The 14,446-nt window shown below is 58.1% G+C and carries 15 protein-coding genes; 2 read left to right on the forward strand and 13 right to left on the reverse strand.

Translation table 11 applies throughout. The features are described 5' to 3' along the window. Positions 1-93: 93 nt before the first annotated feature. The 3 genes from CGA21_RS23985 to CGA21_RS23995 form a co-directional block, all read right to left on the reverse strand. Positions 94-852, reverse strand: coding sequence for an alpha/beta hydrolase family protein (locus CGA21_RS23985; RefSeq protein ID WP_020800587.1), 759 nt, complete (start codon positions 850-852; stop codon positions 94-96). Then, positions 842-1,951 carry a DUF3182 family protein gene (locus tag CGA21_RS23990; protein WP_188265194.1) on the reverse strand — a complete coding sequence of 370 codons (1,110 nt, stop codon included), beginning with the start codon at positions 1,949-1,951 and terminating at the stop codon, positions 842-844. The genes CGA21_RS23985 and CGA21_RS23990 overlap by 11 nt, the downstream gene beginning before the upstream one ends. A gap of 215 nt (positions 1,952-2,166) precedes the next feature. Then, positions 2,167-3,159: a GlxA family transcriptional regulator gene (locus tag CGA21_RS23995; protein ID WP_110755004.1), complete on the reverse strand. Its 993-nt coding sequence runs from the start codon at positions 3,157-3,159 to the stop codon at positions 2,167-2,169. 102 nt (positions 3,160-3,261) lie between these two features. Here CGA21_RS23995 and CGA21_RS24000 point away from each other — a divergent pair, with 102 nt between their 5' ends. Beyond that, entirely contained in the window at positions 3,262-3,816 is a 555-nt protein-coding gene (locus tag CGA21_RS24000; protein WP_110755005.1) for a cysteine hydrolase family protein, read from the forward strand. Positions 3,817-4,003: 187 nt separating this feature from the next. Here the strand turns inward: CGA21_RS24000 and CGA21_RS24005 are convergent, their stop codons facing one another. Together CGA21_RS24005 and CGA21_RS24010 are read right to left on the reverse strand one after the other, a co-directional pair. Continuing rightward, positions 4,004-4,522, reverse strand: a complete 519-nt coding sequence (locus CGA21_RS24005; protein ID WP_008065729.1) for a single-stranded DNA-binding protein — start codon at positions 4,520-4,522, stop codon at positions 4,004-4,006. A gap of 9 nt (positions 4,523-4,531) precedes the next feature. Then, a complete protein-coding gene (locus tag CGA21_RS24010) occupies positions 4,532-5,929 on the reverse strand; it encodes an MFS transporter (protein WP_008065728.1) in 1,398 nt (465 codons plus the stop codon). Positions 5,930-6,120: 191 nt separating this feature from the next. Here CGA21_RS24010 and uvrA point away from each other — a divergent pair, with 191 nt between their 5' ends. Beyond that, positions 6,121-8,955: an excinuclease ABC subunit UvrA gene (gene uvrA / locus CGA21_RS24015; RefSeq protein WP_110755006.1), complete on the forward strand. Its 2,835-nt coding sequence runs from the start codon at positions 6,121-6,123 to the stop codon at positions 8,953-8,955. A 66-nt stretch (positions 8,956-9,021) separates the two neighbouring features. On the opposite strand, the gene bfr is transcribed toward uvrA, so the two are convergent. The 8 genes from bfr to rpmJ form a co-directional block, all read right to left on the reverse strand. Next, entirely contained in the window at positions 9,022-9,486 is a 465-nt protein-coding gene (gene bfr, locus CGA21_RS24020) for a bacterioferritin (protein WP_008053867.1), read from the reverse strand. A gap of 149 nt (positions 9,487-9,635) precedes the next feature. Beyond that, a complete protein-coding gene (locus tag CGA21_RS24025) occupies positions 9,636-11,090 on the reverse strand; it encodes a catalase (RefSeq protein ID WP_110755007.1) in 1,455 nt (484 codons plus the stop codon). Between the two features lie 238 nt (positions 11,091-11,328). Further along, on the reverse strand, positions 11,329-11,715 hold the full coding sequence (gene rplQ, locus CGA21_RS24030; RefSeq protein WP_007970429.1) for a 50S ribosomal protein L17: 387 nt from the start codon (positions 11,713-11,715) through the stop codon (positions 11,329-11,331). Positions 11,716-11,757: 42 nt separating this feature from the next. Further along, positions 11,758-12,759, reverse strand: coding sequence for a DNA-directed RNA polymerase subunit alpha (locus tag CGA21_RS24035; protein ID WP_007970428.1), 1,002 nt, complete (start codon positions 12,757-12,759; stop codon positions 11,758-11,760). A 22-nt stretch (positions 12,760-12,781) separates the two neighbouring features. Then, on the reverse strand, positions 12,782-13,402 hold the full coding sequence (rpsD, locus tag CGA21_RS24040) for a 30S ribosomal protein S4 (protein ID WP_003176404.1): 621 nt from the start codon (positions 13,400-13,402) through the stop codon (positions 12,782-12,784). Positions 13,403-13,420: 18 nt separating this feature from the next. Further along, the gene (gene rpsK, locus CGA21_RS24045; protein ID WP_002555466.1) at positions 13,421-13,810 is read right to left on the reverse strand and encodes a 30S ribosomal protein S11; all 390 of its coding nucleotides are present in this window, start codon (positions 13,808-13,810) and stop codon (positions 13,421-13,423) included. A gap of 30 nt (positions 13,811-13,840) precedes the next feature. Further along, positions 13,841-14,197, reverse strand: coding sequence for a 30S ribosomal protein S13 (gene rpsM / locus CGA21_RS24050; protein ID WP_009045849.1), 357 nt, complete (start codon positions 14,195-14,197; stop codon positions 13,841-13,843). 130 nt (positions 14,198-14,327) lie between these two features. Then, positions 14,328-14,444: a 50S ribosomal protein L36 gene (rpmJ, locus tag CGA21_RS24055; RefSeq protein WP_002555468.1), complete on the reverse strand. Its 117-nt coding sequence runs from the start codon at positions 14,442-14,444 to the stop codon at positions 14,328-14,330. Positions 14,445-14,446: the final 2 nt, after the last annotated feature.

The raw sequence follows: 14,446 nt of genomic DNA on the forward strand, positions 1-14,446 counted from the left end.
ACGCCTTCGCGAGCAGGCTCGCTTCCACATTTGAAATGCATTCCCCTGTGCGAGCGAGCCTGCTCGCGAAGGCGTCATGAGCGACACTACCATTCATTTCGACTGAATAATGCTCAACCGCTCACCCACCACCATTTCCGTAATCCAGTCCACCAGGATCGAGGTGTAGGCCTGCTGGGAAACCGGATCGCTCAGCGCATGATCGGCGCCGTCGATGATGCGGTGGGTCAGCGAGTGGGTCTGCTGGCACGCCGCGCGATAACTCATGATGGTCGCGTGAGGTACGTAATCATCGGTTTCGGACTGCACCAACAACACGTCACCGGTGAATTGCGAACAGGCATGCAGTGCCCGATTGCTGTCGGCGCGCACCAGCGTGCTGCGGTAATCGCGCAGATCGAGCTTGTCCAAATCGCGCTTGGGCGTGTGCCATTGATCATCGCGGTACAGCGCCGGCACTCGCAGCGCCAGCCAGCGCACAGGCCGTAGCGAGGTGAGGATCGAGGCCAGGTATCCGCCGTAACTGGTGCCGACCACGGCAATCGCCGAGGTATCCAGCGCCGGATGCGCCAGCAAGCGGTCGTAGGCCGCCAGCAAGTCACGCAGATTGTCTTCACGGGTCACGCGGGTCAACGGAATACCCGTGCCGCCGGTATGCCCGCGCAGGTCGAAGGTCAAACACACGCAACCCAGACCGGCAATGCCTTTCGCCCGCTCCAGGTCTCGCTCCTGGCTACCCCCCCAACCGTGCACGAACAGCACGCCAGGGACTTTTGATTTGGGGCTCAGGAACGTCCCGCTCATCTGTTCGTCGTCGATGTCGATTTGAATGCTTTCGCTTCTAGCCGTCATAGGATTTGACCGTTACGTACTTGAGAAGAAAATCACTTTTTTCCGCTGGCCCTCGGTAAACCTCGATGGCGTCCGCCGGCAGTGGCTGATCGATGTAGGTTTCCACCGAAGACACACGAATCGCGCGCATCCCAGGATCATTGACGAAGCTCTGCAACGCTGCCACTTCCGCGCTGCTGGCCCCGCCCATGCGCCAGGATTGCTCGAGCACGCCGCTGCGTCGCTGGCCGTCGCTGGCAATTCCCTGGGCGATGTCGTAATTACGCCGCGAGGCGTAGAAACCGGGATAGGCTTCATCGGCGGCCGCGTCGAAGACCTTGGCCTGCCTGATCGCCAATCGCACATCGTCAGGCAAGTCCAGCGCCAGCAGATCATCGTAGCCACCCTGCACCACCAGCAGGTTTGAACCACCATAGACCTCTTCGCCGCGAGCGTCTTTGGTCAAGTATTGATCACCGCAATAACTGAGCAACCTGGCGCCGATGAAACTCTGCCCGACGCTGTGGGTAATCACCTGGTCCAGGTCCTGCTCCAGTACCACACCTTCACTGAACAGCGCCTTGGCTTCAGGACGGGCGAGGATTTCGTCGAACTGGTCGAGACTAGTGATGACTTCCTGGCCGCGCCCCGCACAGGCATGAATCGGCTTCATACGGATCGGACCGCTGTAGAGCAGATGCTCCGCCGCCGGCCGTGCATCGTCGAAGGAGAAAACACTGAGACCGTCGAGCACTACCGTGCGCACCCGCTCGGAAAACATCGGCGCCCAGCCTTGCGGTGCATGGGCATGCCTGTTCAACAAACCATGGCTGATGGCCTTGGTGCAGATGAAATCGTGCTCGACGTATCCGCCCCATAAGTCCTCTGGTCCCTTGACGCCCAACTGCCGGGCGGCAGCGGCGCCCACCAGGGTCTGGGTCGGCAATACATAGATGTCCCGCCCGCCATGCACCTGCGGGTCGTAGCTGCCGCCGTATTTGAGCCCGAGGATTTGCGCCAGCCAACGGGCCAGGGCGCGATTGGTTTCGACTTCGTGCTGCGGCGCATCGGGGCGCACCGAATGGGCGACTACCAGTTTTTTGCGGTTGGCTGGGGTCATGCGTCCCCCTTCAATTGTCGCTAAATGAATGTAGCTGATGGAGGTGCAGGGTTCAGGCCAAGCATCTCTTGAGAAAAACGCCTCTCAAATCAACCTGTTGCACAAAGAATAGTGGCACCGCGCCTGCTTTATTCTGCACGACACCCTTCAACATTCCGGCATTTTGCACGACTCAAGCGCTCCCACAGGGGATTTGCGGTGAAGCGTCTAAGCGTCTATCGGGGGCCCGCACTCGGCATCGCCCCAAACCGCGCCCGGTAATCACTGGGGGCCAGCCCGGTAATCTTCTTGAATGTCGAACGAAACGCCCCCGGATCCTGATAGCCCACGGTCCAGGCGATGTGATCGATGGTGCCATTGGTGAATTCAAGCATTTCCCGGGCTTTGCCGACTCGCAGGTGCTGGCAATACTCCGTGGGCTTGAGGCCGGTTGCCGCGCGAAATCGGCGCAGGAACGTCCGTTCTTCCAGCCCTGCCCGTTCAGCCATCGCCGTCAGCGAGACATCGGTGGCACCCGTGCTTTGCAGCCAGTGTTGAACCCTGAGGATCGCGGCATCGCCATGATTGAGAATCGGGGCGAAATTGCTGCCGCACTCACTGGCGCTGTCGCTGTGTTCCACCACCAGAAAACGCGCAGTGCCGGTGGCAATGCTGGGGCCCAACAGACGATTGACCAGGCGCAGACCCAATTCGGACCACGCCATCAGGCCGGCCGTGGTAATCAGGTCGCCGTCATCGACGATGGGCGTATCAGCCTTGAGCTTGATCGCCGGGTAGCGCTCGGCGAAGGTTTTCGCGGAAGTCCAATGAGTGGTGGCGCTGCGACCGTCCAGCAGTCCGCTTTCAGCCAATAGCAGCGAGCCCACGCAGACACCCCCCAGGGTCGCGCCATTGGCGTGCTGCTGGCGAAGCCAACGCAGCAGCGCTTGCGGCGCCTGGGCTTCGGTGAAGCCGGCAATCGACGGCGGAATCAACACCGCTACCAATGCGCTGTCCGCAGCGGGATGGCTGTCATAGACACGAACGGGCGCCTGTTCGCCATCGACCTGCCAATGGCTGATCCGCAACAAAGGCAAGCGCGCCGCCTGATGCTCTGCAGCGATACGGTTGGCCACCCCGAACAGGTCCGTCAACCCATGCACCGCCGCCATCTGCGCGCCGGGATAGATCAACACGCCCAGCTCGGCGATTGCCCTTTGTGCATCCATTGTCAGTTTTCCCCCTTCTATTGTCGGTGCGGCCAATCCCCGGACGGTCTGTCAGGGTCAATACTTCATTCCACACCCAAACCGCACTTCGAGGAAACCGTCATGGCCAAGCAAGCACTCATCGTAGTCGATATCCAAAAAGACTACTTCCCCCAGGGCAAGTGGCCGTTGGTCGGCGCCGATGCCGCCGCAGACAACGCTGTTCGTCTGCTCAAGGCCTTTCGTGAGGCCGGTGATTCGGTGGTGCACATCCGCCACGAATTCACCTCCGCACAAGCACCGTTTTTCACCCCGGGCTCCGATGGTGCGAAACTGCACCCGAAAGTCCTCAACCAGGGCAATGAGCCGGTGGTGCTCAAGCACTTCGTCAACTCGTTCCGTGACACCGAACTGCAGAGCATTCTCGACGAGCAAGGCATCAAGGAGCTGGTGGTGGTCGGCAGCATGAGCCACATGTGTATCGACGGCATCACCCGCGCCGCCAACGACCTCGGCTACAGCGTCACGGTGATCCACGATGCCTGTGCCTCCCGTGACCTGGAGTTCAACGGACTGACCGTTCCAGCAGCCCACGTGCATGCCGCGTTCATGTCGGCATTGGGTTTTGCCTACGCCAAGGTGGTGTCCACCGACGAATTCCTCGCCGCCAACCGTTAACCAAAAAAAACCGCCTTGCCGCGCAATGCGGCTTTCTGTAGGCGCTGCCGCAGGCTGCGATCTTTTGATCTTTTAAAACAAGATCGCAGCCTGCGGCAGCTCCTACAGAGGAATCGAAAACTGCGGGTAACAAAAAGCCCGGCATCCTGAAGGGAGTGCCGGGCTTTGATTCGATCTAAGCTATTGCTTAGAACGGAATATCGTCATCAAAGCTGTCGAAGTCCGGAGCTGGCTGCGGCGCGGCCTGCTGAGGAGCCGGACGCGACTGTTGCGGTGCCGACTGCTGTGGACGCGGAGCCTGCTGGCGCGGAGCGGATTGCTGGTAGTTACCGCCGCCCTGGCCTTGTTGGTCACCCTGTTGAGGGCGACCGCCCAGCAGTTGCATGGTGCCTTGCATGTCGACCACGATTTCAGTGGTGTAACGCTTGATACCGTCTTTTTCCCACTCGCGGGTCTGCAGCTTGCCTTCGATGTAGACCTGCGAGCCTTTACGCAGGTATTCGCCGGCAATTTCCGCGACCTTGCCAAACATCGACACGCGGTGCCATTCGGTTTTTTCGACTTTCTGACCGGTTTGCTTATCGGTCCACTGTTCGCTGGTTGCCAGACTCAGGTTGGTCACGGCGTTGCCATTCGGCAGGTAACGAACTTCAGGATCCTGGCCGCAAGTGCCGACCAATATGACTTTGTTAACCCCACGGGCCATTACGTTCTCCTAGGCTACGCACGCTGCCCCGGCCGGGTTGTTCACCAGGCTTTCAAGGGTGGTGCGATCCAATAGTTCGGTGTCCAATTTGATGTAAATCGCCGCTTCGTCTGCGACTATCACTGCATCTGTTACCCCTACGACAGCCTTCAGGCGCTCAACCAGCCCCGCTTCGCGGATCGCCTCGGGCGACAATGGCAAGCGCAGGCTTGTCACGTAGGGAGGTTCACGCATGGTAACAGCAAAGGCCAGCCAGAGGGCAGCCAGACCAGCGCATCCAAGGAACACAACCGACAGACCGCCATGCTGGAACAACCAGCCGCCGAGTATGCCGCCCAGTGCCGAGCCAAGGAACTGACTGGTGGAGTAGACCCCCATCGCAGTGCCCTTGCCGCCCGCCGGTGAAACCTTGCTGATCAGCGACGGCAACGAAGCTTCCAGCAGATTGAAGGCGGTGAAAAACACCACGGTACCAATCACCAGAGCCCGCAAGCTGTCGCCGAACTGCCAGAAGAATAGCTCAGTGAGCATCAGCGTCACGACGGCGCCGAGTAAAACACGTTTCATTTTGCGTCTCTTCTCGCCGTAGATGATGAACGGGATCATGGCGAAGAAGGAAATCAGCAGCGCGGTCAGGTACACCCACCAATGCTGCTCCTTTGGCAGCCCGGCTTTTTCGACGAGCGCCAGGGGCAAGGCGACGAAACTCGACATCAGCATTGCGTGCAACACGAAGATACCAAGATCCAGGCGCAGCAGGTCCGGGTGCTTGAGCGTCGGTATCAGCGCCTGGCGCGCGACACCGGATTCACGGTGCTGCAACGGGCCCGTGGAGCGCGGCACCATGAACATCACGATCACGATGCCAACCAGCGCCATGCCACCTGTGGCAAGGAACAGTCCGGACAGCCCGAAAGCACGGGTCAGCAACGGTCCTACTACCATGGCGACAGCAAACGACAAGCCGATCGTCATGCCGATCATCGCCATGGCCTTTGTCCGGTGTTGTTCGCGGGTCAGGTCTGATAGCAAAGCCATCACCGCGGCGGAAATCGCCCCGGCACCTTGCAGGATGCGACCGGCGATCACCCCCCAGATCGAGTCGGCGTTGGCCGCCAGGACGCTGCCAAGCGCGAAGACGATCAGCCCCAGGTAAATCACCGGGCGGCGGCCGATGCGGTCGGAAATGAAACCGAAGGGAATCTGGAAAATCGCCTGGGTCAGGCCATAAGCGCCAATCGCCAGCCCGATGAGGGCCGGGGTCGCTCCTGCCAGGTCCATGCCATAGGTCGCCAATACCGGCAACACCATGAACATGCCGAGCATACGGAAGGCGAACACCAGGGCCAGACCGCTTGCCGCGCGGGTCTCGCTACCACTCATGCGCTCGCTGTGGGGATCGTGCATGGAAAAACCTCATGTGAACCGGCGGCGATTCTACCAGTCCCATCGATTGGCTGGGTATATCGCGACGCTTTGCCGCGTGTAGATGACAGAGCTTTCATGTAAGGCAGCCATTGCAATATTCGATAGTGTGCATCCATCCAGTATTTGGCCGTATACTCCTACGTTTTCGACGCCCGCCGAGCGAGGCCACCTTGGACAAGATCCTGATTCGTGGGGCTCGAACCCACAACCTGAAGAACATCGACCTGACCCTGCCACGGGACAAGCTGATCGTCATCACCGGCCTGTCCGGCTCGGGCAAGTCGTCCCTGGCTTTCGACACGTTGTACGCCGAAGGTCAGCGCCGCTATGTCGAGTCGCTGTCGGCCTATGCCCGGCAGTTCCTGTCGATGATGGAAAAGCCTGACGTCGACACCATCGAAGGCCTGTCGCCGGCGATTTCCATCGAACAGAAGTCGACCTCGCACAACCCGCGTTCGACCGTGGGCACCATCACCGAAATCTACGACTACCTGCGCCTGCTCTATGCGCGCGTCGGCATTCCACGCTGCCCGGACCACGACATTCCCCTGGAAGCGCAGACCGTCAGCCAGATGGTCGACCTGGTCCTTGCCGAACCTGAGGGCCGCAAGCTCATGCTGTTGGCCCCGGTCATTCGCGAGCGCAAAGGTGAGCACCTTTCAGTCTTCGAGGAACTGCGCGCACAAGGTTTCGTCCGTGCCCGGATCAACGGCAAGTTGTATGAGCTGGACGAAGCACCGAAGCTCGATAAACAGAAAAAACACACCATTGATGTCGTCGTCGACCGCTTCAAGGTCCGCGCCGATCTGCAACAGCGCCTGGCCGAATCCTTCGAGACCGCGCTGAAACTGGCAGACGGCATCGCCCTGGTGGCGCCGATGGACGACGAGCCGGGTGAAGAGATGATCTTCTCCGCGCGCTTCGCCTGCCCGATTTGCGGGCATGCCATCAGTGAACTCGAGCCCAAGCTGTTTTCCTTCAACAACCCGGCCGGTGCCTGCCCGACCTGTGACGGCCTGGGGGTCAAGCAGTTCTTCGACATCAAGCGCCTGGTTAATGGTGAGTTGACCCTGGCCGAAGGCGCGATTCGCGGTTGGGACCGGCGCAACGTCTATTACTTCCAGATGCTTGGCTCGCTGGCCTCCCACTACAAGTTCAGTCTGGAAGTGCCGTTCAACGAACTGCCCGCCGAGCAGCAGAAGAGCATCCTGCACGGCAGCGGTTCGCAAAACGTCGATTTCAAATACCTGAATGACCGGGGCGATATCGTCAAGCGCTCGCACCCGTTCGAAGGCATCGTGCCAAACCTGGAACGTCGCTACCGTGAAACCGAGTCGGCCTCGGTACGCGAGGAACTGGCCAAGTTCCTCAGCACCCAGTCCTGCCCTGATTGCCGCGGCACCCGTCTGCGTCGCGAAGCGCGGCATGTATGGGTCGGCGAGAAAACCCTGCCAGCGGTGACCAACCTGCCAATCGGTGATGCCTGCGACTATTTCGAAGGGATGAAGCTGACTGGCCGCCGTGGCGAGATCGCCGACAAGATCCTCAAGGAAATTCGCGAACGCCTGCAGTTCCTGGTCAACGTCGGCCTCGATTATCTGTCGCTGGATCGCAGCGCAGACACCTTGTCCGGTGGTGAGGCCCAGCGTATCCGCCTGGCCAGCCAGATCGGCGCCGGGCTGGTCGGTGTCCTGTACATCCTCGACGAACCCTCGATCGGTCTGCACCAGCGTGATAACGACCGGTTGCTCGGCACGCTGAAACACCTGCGGGACATCGGCAATACGGTGATCGTGGTAGAGCACGATGAAGACGCGATTCGCCTGGCCGACTATGTGGTGGATATCGGCCCTGGTGCGGGGGTTCACGGCGGGCACATCGTCGCTGAGGGTACGCCGGCCGAGGTGATGGCGCATCCCGACTCCCTGACCGGCAAGTACCTGTCGGGCCGCGTGAAGATCGCGGTGCCGGCCAAGCGTACGCCGCGCAACAAGAAGCTGTCGCTGACGCTCAAGGGCGCCCGTGGCAACAACCTGCGCAACGTCGACCTGGATATTCCCATCGGCCTGCTGACCTGCGTGACCGGCGTGTCCGGCTCAGGCAAGTCGACACTGATCAACAACACGCTCTTTCCGTTGAGTGCCACGGCGCTCAACGGTGCAACCACCCTGGAAGCGGCTGCTCACGACAGCATCAAGGGGCTGGAGCATCTGGATAAGGTCGTCGACATCGACCAGAGTCCCATCGGTCGTACGCCACGCTCCAACCCGGCCACCTACACCGGCCTGTTCACACCGATTCGTGAGCTTTTTGCCGGCGTACCGGAGTCGCGATCACGCGGTTATGGCCCCGGGCGCTTCTCCTTCAACGTGAAGGGCGGACGCTGCGAGGCTTGTCAGGGTGATGGCCTGATCAAGGTGGAAATGCACTTCCTGCCGGACATCTATGTGCCCTGCGATGTGTGCAAGAGCAAGCGCTACAACCGCGAAACCCTTGAGATTAAATACAAGGGCAAGAGCATTCATGAAACCCTCGAGATGACCATCGAGGAGGCCCGGGAGTTCTTCGATGCGGTGCCGGCTTTGGCGCGCAAACTGCAAACTCTGATGGACGTCGGCTTGTCGTACATCAAGCTGGGACAATCGGCGACCACACTGTCCGGTGGTGAGGCCCAGCGGGTCAAACTGTCGCGCGAACTGTCCAAGCGTGACACTGGCAAGACCCTGTACATCCTCGACGAGCCAACTACCGGGCTGCACTTTGCGGACATCCAGCAACTGCTGGATGTGTTGCACCGTCTGCGCGACCACGGCAATACGGTGGTGGTGATCGAGCACAACCTAGACGTCATCAAGACCGCCGACTGGCTGGTGGACCTGGGCCCGGAGGGCGGATCCAAGGGCGGGCAGATCATTGCCGTTGGCACGCCGGAAGAGGTTTCAGAGATGAAACAATCCCATACCGGTTATTACCTCAAGCCCCTGCTGGAGCGTGACAGGGCTTAACTGCGCCCCGACGAAAAAGCCCCTGTCACTTCATCGGTGACAGGGGCTTTTTTGTATTCGCCGCAATCAGGTGTGCGATTGCAGGTAATTCTCAAGACCGATCAACTTGATCAGGCCGAGCTGCTTTTCAAGCCAGTAAGTGTGATCTTCTTCGGTGTCATGCAGTTGGACCCGCAGCATTTCACGGCTGACATAGTCCTTGTGCTGCTCGCAGAGCTTGATGCCCTTGCACAGCGCGGCCCGAACCTTGTATTCCAGGCGCAAGTCCGCTTCGAGCATTTCTGTAACCGTGGTGCCGACATCCAGATCGTCCGGGCGCATGCGCGGCGTGCCTTCGAGCATCAGAATCCGGCGCATCAGTGCATCAGCGTGCCCTGCTTCTTCTTCCATCTCGTGGTTGATTCGTTCGTAGAGCTTGGTGAAACCCCAGTCCTCATACATCCGCGAGTGGACGAAATATTGATCACGCGCGGCCAGTTCGCCGGTCAGCAACGTGTTGAGGTAATCGATAACGTCTGGGTGGCCTTGCATCGCCCTACATCTCCCTGCTTGAAAGTCTGTAGTTTGAACCAACATGACCACAACGTCACTCACCGCACGCAATAAAAGCGAAGATATTCTGAGAAAAGCAGCTTAAATAACGCAAAAACCGCCCTAATAAGGGCGGTTCTGCTTCTCATTTAGACTTCGTTAAGCTGTACATTGAGCAGCGTTGCAATTGCTTCTCCATACGCCGGATCGGCCTTGAAGAAATGCTGCAGTTGACGGTCGACGACGTCGCTTGAGACACCCGCCATTGCTCCCGCAATGTTGTGGACCAGCAACGCTTTCTGTTCGTCATTCATCAATCGGTACAGTGCACCGGCGTGACTGTAATAGTCGGTGTCTTTGCGATGATCGTGACGATCAGCTGCGCCGCTTAATGCCAATGCAGGTTCAGCATAACGGGGCGCCTGCTTTGGCGACTCGATATAGCTATTGGGCTCGTAGTTTGGCGCCGCACCACCATTGCTGCCAAACGCCATCGCGCCATCGCGCTGATAGGTGTTCACCGGACTGCGCGGCGCATTCACTGGCAACTGCTGGTGATTGGTGCCGATACGGTAGCGGTGCGCATCAGCGTAAGCGAATACCCGACCTTGCAGCATGCGATCTGGCGACAGACCTACACCGGGCACCATGTTGCTTGGGCCAAACGCGGCTTGCTCGACCTCGGCGAAGTAATTCAATGGATTTCGATTGAGCTCCAACTCACCGACTTCGATCAACGGGAACTCCTTCTGAGACCAGGTTTTAGTCACGTCGAACGGATTCTCATAGTGCGCGCAAGCCTGGGCCTCGGTCATGATCTGAATGCACACGCGCCATTTCGGGAAATCGCCTCGCTCGATCGCTTCGAACAAGTCGCGCTGGGCGTAATCCGGATCGATACCTGCCAGCCGCGCCGCCTCTGCTGGCGCAAGATTCTTGATGCCTTGCTGGGTCTTGTAGTGCCACTTCACCCAATGACGCTCACCCGTGGCGTTGATCAGGCTGTAAGTGTGGCTGCCGAAGCCGTGCATGTGACGATAGCCGTCGGGAATGCCTCGGTCGGAGAACAGAATGGTGACCTGGTGCAACGCCTCCGGAGAGTGCGACCAGAAGTCCCACATCGCCTGTGCACTTTTGAGGTTGCTTTGTGGCAGTCGCTTTTGAGTGTGGATAAAGTCCGGGAACTTGAGTGGGTCGCGAATGAAGAATACCGGCGTGTTGTTGCCAACAATGTCCCAGTTGCCTTCTTCGGTATAGAACTTCAGCGCGAAGCCACGAGGATCACGTTCGGTGTCCGCCGAACCGCGTTCACCACCGACAGTGGAGAATCGCAGGAAGGTTGGCGTTTGCTTACCGACAGCCTCAAATAGCTTGGCGCTGGAGTATTGGGTGATATCGCGGGTGACGGTAAATGTACCGTAAGCACCTGATCCCTTCGCGTGGACACGACGCTCCGGGATATTTTCACGGTTGAAGTGGGCGAGCTTTTCGAGCAGGTGGAAGTCGTCGAGCAGCAATGGGCCGCGAGGGCCGGCGGAGCGGGAATTCTGGTTGTCGGCGACAGGAGCGCCACTGGCAGTTGTAAGCGTGTTGTTTTGGCTCATGTGATCTTCCTTTCTCTGTCAGTCTTGAACTGCCGGCTAATCGGCTGAGAGGGAGTATTGATCATCAATGTGACGCCTACAAATTCATTAACCTGCAGACATCGATAGAAAATTACTAATGATCATCCCCGACCCATGATGACCACTTGAAGCGGTTAAAAGCTTGTACGCAGCGCGCTTTACTTTCAGGCACAAAAAACCGGGCACTAGGCCCGGTTTTTTGTTTCAGACTGACGTCTTACTCGGCGGATACAGCTTCGCCAGCAGTAGCACGATCAACCAACTCGACGTACGCCATAGGCGCGTTGTCGCCAGCGCGGAAACCGCACTTGAGGATGCGCAGGTAGCCACCCTCACGGGTAGCGTAACGCTTGCCCAGGTCGTTGAAGAGCTTACCAACGATAGCTTTCGAACGAGTACGGTCGAAAGCCAAACGGCGGTTAGCAACGCTATCTGTCTTGGCCAAAGTGATCAGCGGCTCGGCAACGCGGCGCAGTTCTTTAGCTTTTGGCAGAGTAGTTTTGATCAGCTCGTGCTCGAACAGCGACACCGCCATGTTTTGGAACATGGCCTTGCGGTGCGAGCTGGTGCGGCTCAGGTGACGACCACTTTTACGATGACGCATGGTTCATTCCTTACCAAACACTACGTTCGGTGATTACGACGATCAGGCAGTCGCCTTGTCGTCCTTCTTAAGACTTGCAGGCGGCCAGTTGTCGAGGCGCATGCCGAGGGACAGACCGCGGGAGGCCAGAACGTCCTTGATTTCAGTCAAGGATTTCTTGCCCAGGTTCGGAGTCTTCAACAGCTCTACTTCGGTACGCTGAATCAGGTCGCCGATGTAGTAGATGTTTTCCGCCTTAAGGCAGTTAGCCGAACGTACAGTCAGTTCCAGATCGTCAACCGGGCGAAGCAGGATCGGATCGATCTCGTCTTCCTGCTCGACAACCACTGGCTCACTGTCACCCTTGAGGTCGACGAACGCAGCCAACTGCTGTTGCAGGATGGTTGCAGCACGACGGATAGCCTCTTCAGGATCCAGGGTACCGTTGGTTTCCAGATCAATAACCAGCTTGTCCAGGTTAGTACGCTGTTCGACACGGGCGTTTTCCACCACGTATGCGATGCGGCGAACCGGGCTGAACGAAGAGTCAAGCTGCAAGCGACCGATGCTGCGGCTTTCGTCTTCATCGCTCTGACGCGAGTCTGCCGGTTCATAACCACGACCACGAGCTACTACGAGCTTCATGTTCAGGGCGCCGTTAGACGCCAGGTTAGCGATTACGTGATCGGGATTAACGATCTCGACATCATGATCCAGCTGAATATCGGCAGCGGTAACCACCCCCGAACCCTTCTTCGACAAGGTCAGCGTAACTTCGTCACGGCCGTGCAGCTTGATAGCCAGACCTTTAAGGTTCAACAGGATTTCAATTACGTCTTCCTGTACACCTTCGATGGCGCTGTACTCGTGGAGCACACCGTCAATCTCGGCCTCGACTACTGCACAGCCGGGCATTGAGGACAACAGGATGCGGCGCAGCGCGTTGCCCAGGGTGTGGCCAAAGCCACGCTCGAGAGGCTCGAGCGTGATCTTGGCGCGGGTTGGACTGACAACCTGCACATCAATGTGGCGGGGTGTCAGGAACTCATTTACCGAAATCTGCATGGATGCACCTATTTTCTAGCCCTTACTTGGAGTAGAGCTCGACAATCAGGCTTTCGTTGATGTCGGCGGACAGATCACTGCGAGCTGGAACGTTCTTGAAAACGCCCGACTTCTTCTCAGTGTCTACTTCTACCCATTCTACGCGGCCACGTTGGGCACACAGATCGAGAGCTTGGACAATGCGAAGTTGGTTTTTTGCTTTCTCGCGAACAGCAACCACGTCACCAGCACGAACCTGGTAGGACGGAACGTTAACGGTCTGACCGTTTACGCTGATCGACTTGTGCGATACCAGCTGACGGGATTCGGCACGAGTCGAACCAAAGCCCATACGGTATACAACGTTGTCCAGACGGCATTCGAGCAGTTGCAGCAGGTTTTCACCGGTTGCACCTTTCTTGCCAGCAGCTTCTTTGTAGTAGCCGCTGAATTGACGCTCGAGAACGCCGTAGATACGACGGACCTTCTGCTTTTCACGCAGTTGGGTGCCGTAATCGGACTGGCGACCGCGGCGTTGGCCGTGGATACCAGGTGCTGCTTCAATGTTGCACTTCGATTCGATCGCGCGCACGCCGCTCTTCAGGAAGAGATCGGTGCCTTCGCGACGAGCGAGTTTGCATTTTGGACCAATGTAACGAGCCATTCTTTACAATCTCCTGGATTACACGCGGCGCTTCTTCGGCGGACGGCACCCGTTGTGCGGGATAGGCGTCACGTCGGTGATGCTGGCGATCTTGTAGCCACAGCCGTTCAAAGCGCGGACTGCGGATTCACGACCTGGACCTGGACCTTTGACGTTTACGTCGAGGTTTTTCAGGCCGTATTCCAGCGCAGCTTGACCAGCACGTTCAGCAGCTACTTGAGCAGCAAACGGGGTGGACTTGCGGGAACCGCGGAAACCCGAACCACCGGAGGTAGCCCAGGAAAGAGCGTTACCTTGACGGTCGGTAATGGTCACGATGGTGTTGTTAAAAGAAGCATGGATGTGGGCGATGCCATCAACCACTGTCTTTTTAACTTTTTTACGAGGACGAGCAGCAGGTTTTGCCATGATAATTTTCCTGTCGATTCGCTGGGGCGATTACTTGCGGATCGGCTTACGCGGACCTTTACGGGTACGCGCGTTGGTCTTGGTACGCTGACCGCGTACTGGAAGACCACGACGATGACGCAGACCGCGATAGCAACCGAGGTCCATCAAGCGCTTGATTTTCATGTTGATTTCGCGACGCAGGTCACCTTCAGTGGTGAACTTCGCCACTTCGCCACGCAGCTGTTCAATCTGCTCGTCGCTCAGATCCTTGATCTTTGCGGCTGGGTTTACCCCAGTCTCTGCACAAATTTTCTGTGCAGTAGTGCGACCAACACCATAGATGTAGGTCAGCGAGATAACAGTATGCTTGTTATCTGGAATGTTAACGCCTGCAATACGGGCCATTCAGTGGGACTCCAATTGACAGCTACCTACGCCCCGGAAGCCAAGAAATAGGGCGCGAGATAATATCGCTGTAATAACAAATAATCAACCCGGCAGCGCACTAGCTGCCGGGCTTGAAGCACAATCACACTCAGCCTTGGCGCTGTTTGTGACGCGGTTCCGCGCTGCAAATTACTCGAACAACACCTTCGCGGCGAATAATCTTGCAGTTACGGCACAGCTTTTTCACCGATGCACGAACTTTCATCA

The sequence above is a fragment of the Pseudomonas sp. PSB11 genome (assembly GCF_014596605.1).
GTDB classification, from domain to species: domain Bacteria; phylum Pseudomonadota; class Gammaproteobacteria; order Pseudomonadales; family Pseudomonadaceae; genus Aquipseudomonas; species Aquipseudomonas umsongensis.

What these genes read in the sequence shown, in the direction of transcription:
- rplQ (WP_007970429.1), bottom strand. Translation starts at nt 11,715, where the DNA reads ATGCGTCATCGTAAAAGTGGTCGTCACCTGAGCCGCACCAGCTCGCAC.
- CGA21_RS24025 (WP_110755007.1), bottom strand. Translation starts at nt 11,090, where the DNA reads ATGAGCCAAAACAACACGCTTACAACTGCCAGTGGCGCTCCTGTCGCC.
- CGA21_RS23990 (WP_188265194.1), bottom strand. Translation starts at nt 1,951, where the DNA reads ATGACCCCAGCCAACCGCAAAAAACTGGTAGTCGCCCATTCGGTGCGC.
- CGA21_RS24005 (WP_008065729.1), bottom strand. Translation starts at nt 4,522, where the DNA reads ATGGCCCGTGGGGTTAACAAAGTCATATTGGTCGGCACTTGCGGCCAG.
- CGA21_RS24000 (WP_110755005.1), top strand. Translation starts at nt 3,262, where the DNA reads ATGGCCAAGCAAGCACTCATCGTAGTCGATATCCAAAAAGACTACTTC.
- bfr (WP_008053867.1), bottom strand. Translation starts at nt 9,486, where the DNA reads ATGCAAGGCCACCCAGACGTTATCGATTACCTCAACACGTTGCTGACC.
- CGA21_RS23995 (WP_110755004.1), bottom strand. Translation starts at nt 3,159, where the DNA reads ATGGATGCACAAAGGGCAATCGCCGAGCTGGGCGTGTTGATCTATCCC.
- CGA21_RS24035 (WP_007970428.1), bottom strand. Translation starts at nt 12,759, where the DNA reads ATGCAGATTTCGGTAAATGAGTTCCTGACACCCCGCCACATTGATGTG.
- rpmJ (WP_002555468.1), bottom strand. Translation starts at nt 14,444, where the DNA reads ATGAAAGTTCGTGCATCGGTGAAAAAGCTGTGCCGTAACTGCAAGATT.
- CGA21_RS24010 (WP_008065728.1), bottom strand. Translation starts at nt 5,929, where the DNA reads ATGCACGATCCCCACAGCGAGCGCATGAGTGGTAGCGAGACCCGCGCG.
- rpsK (WP_002555466.1), bottom strand. Translation starts at nt 13,810, where the DNA reads ATGGCAAAACCTGCTGCTCGTCCTCGTAAAAAAGTTAAAAAGACAGTG.
- rpsD (WP_003176404.1), bottom strand. Translation starts at nt 13,402, where the DNA reads ATGGCTCGTTACATTGGTCCAAAATGCAAACTCGCTCGTCGCGAAGGC.
- CGA21_RS23985 (WP_020800587.1), bottom strand. Translation starts at nt 852, where the DNA reads ATGACGGCTAGAAGCGAAAGCATTCAAATCGACATCGACGACGAACAG.
- rpsM (WP_009045849.1), bottom strand. Translation starts at nt 14,197, where the DNA reads ATGGCCCGTATTGCAGGCGTTAACATTCCAGATAACAAGCATACTGTT.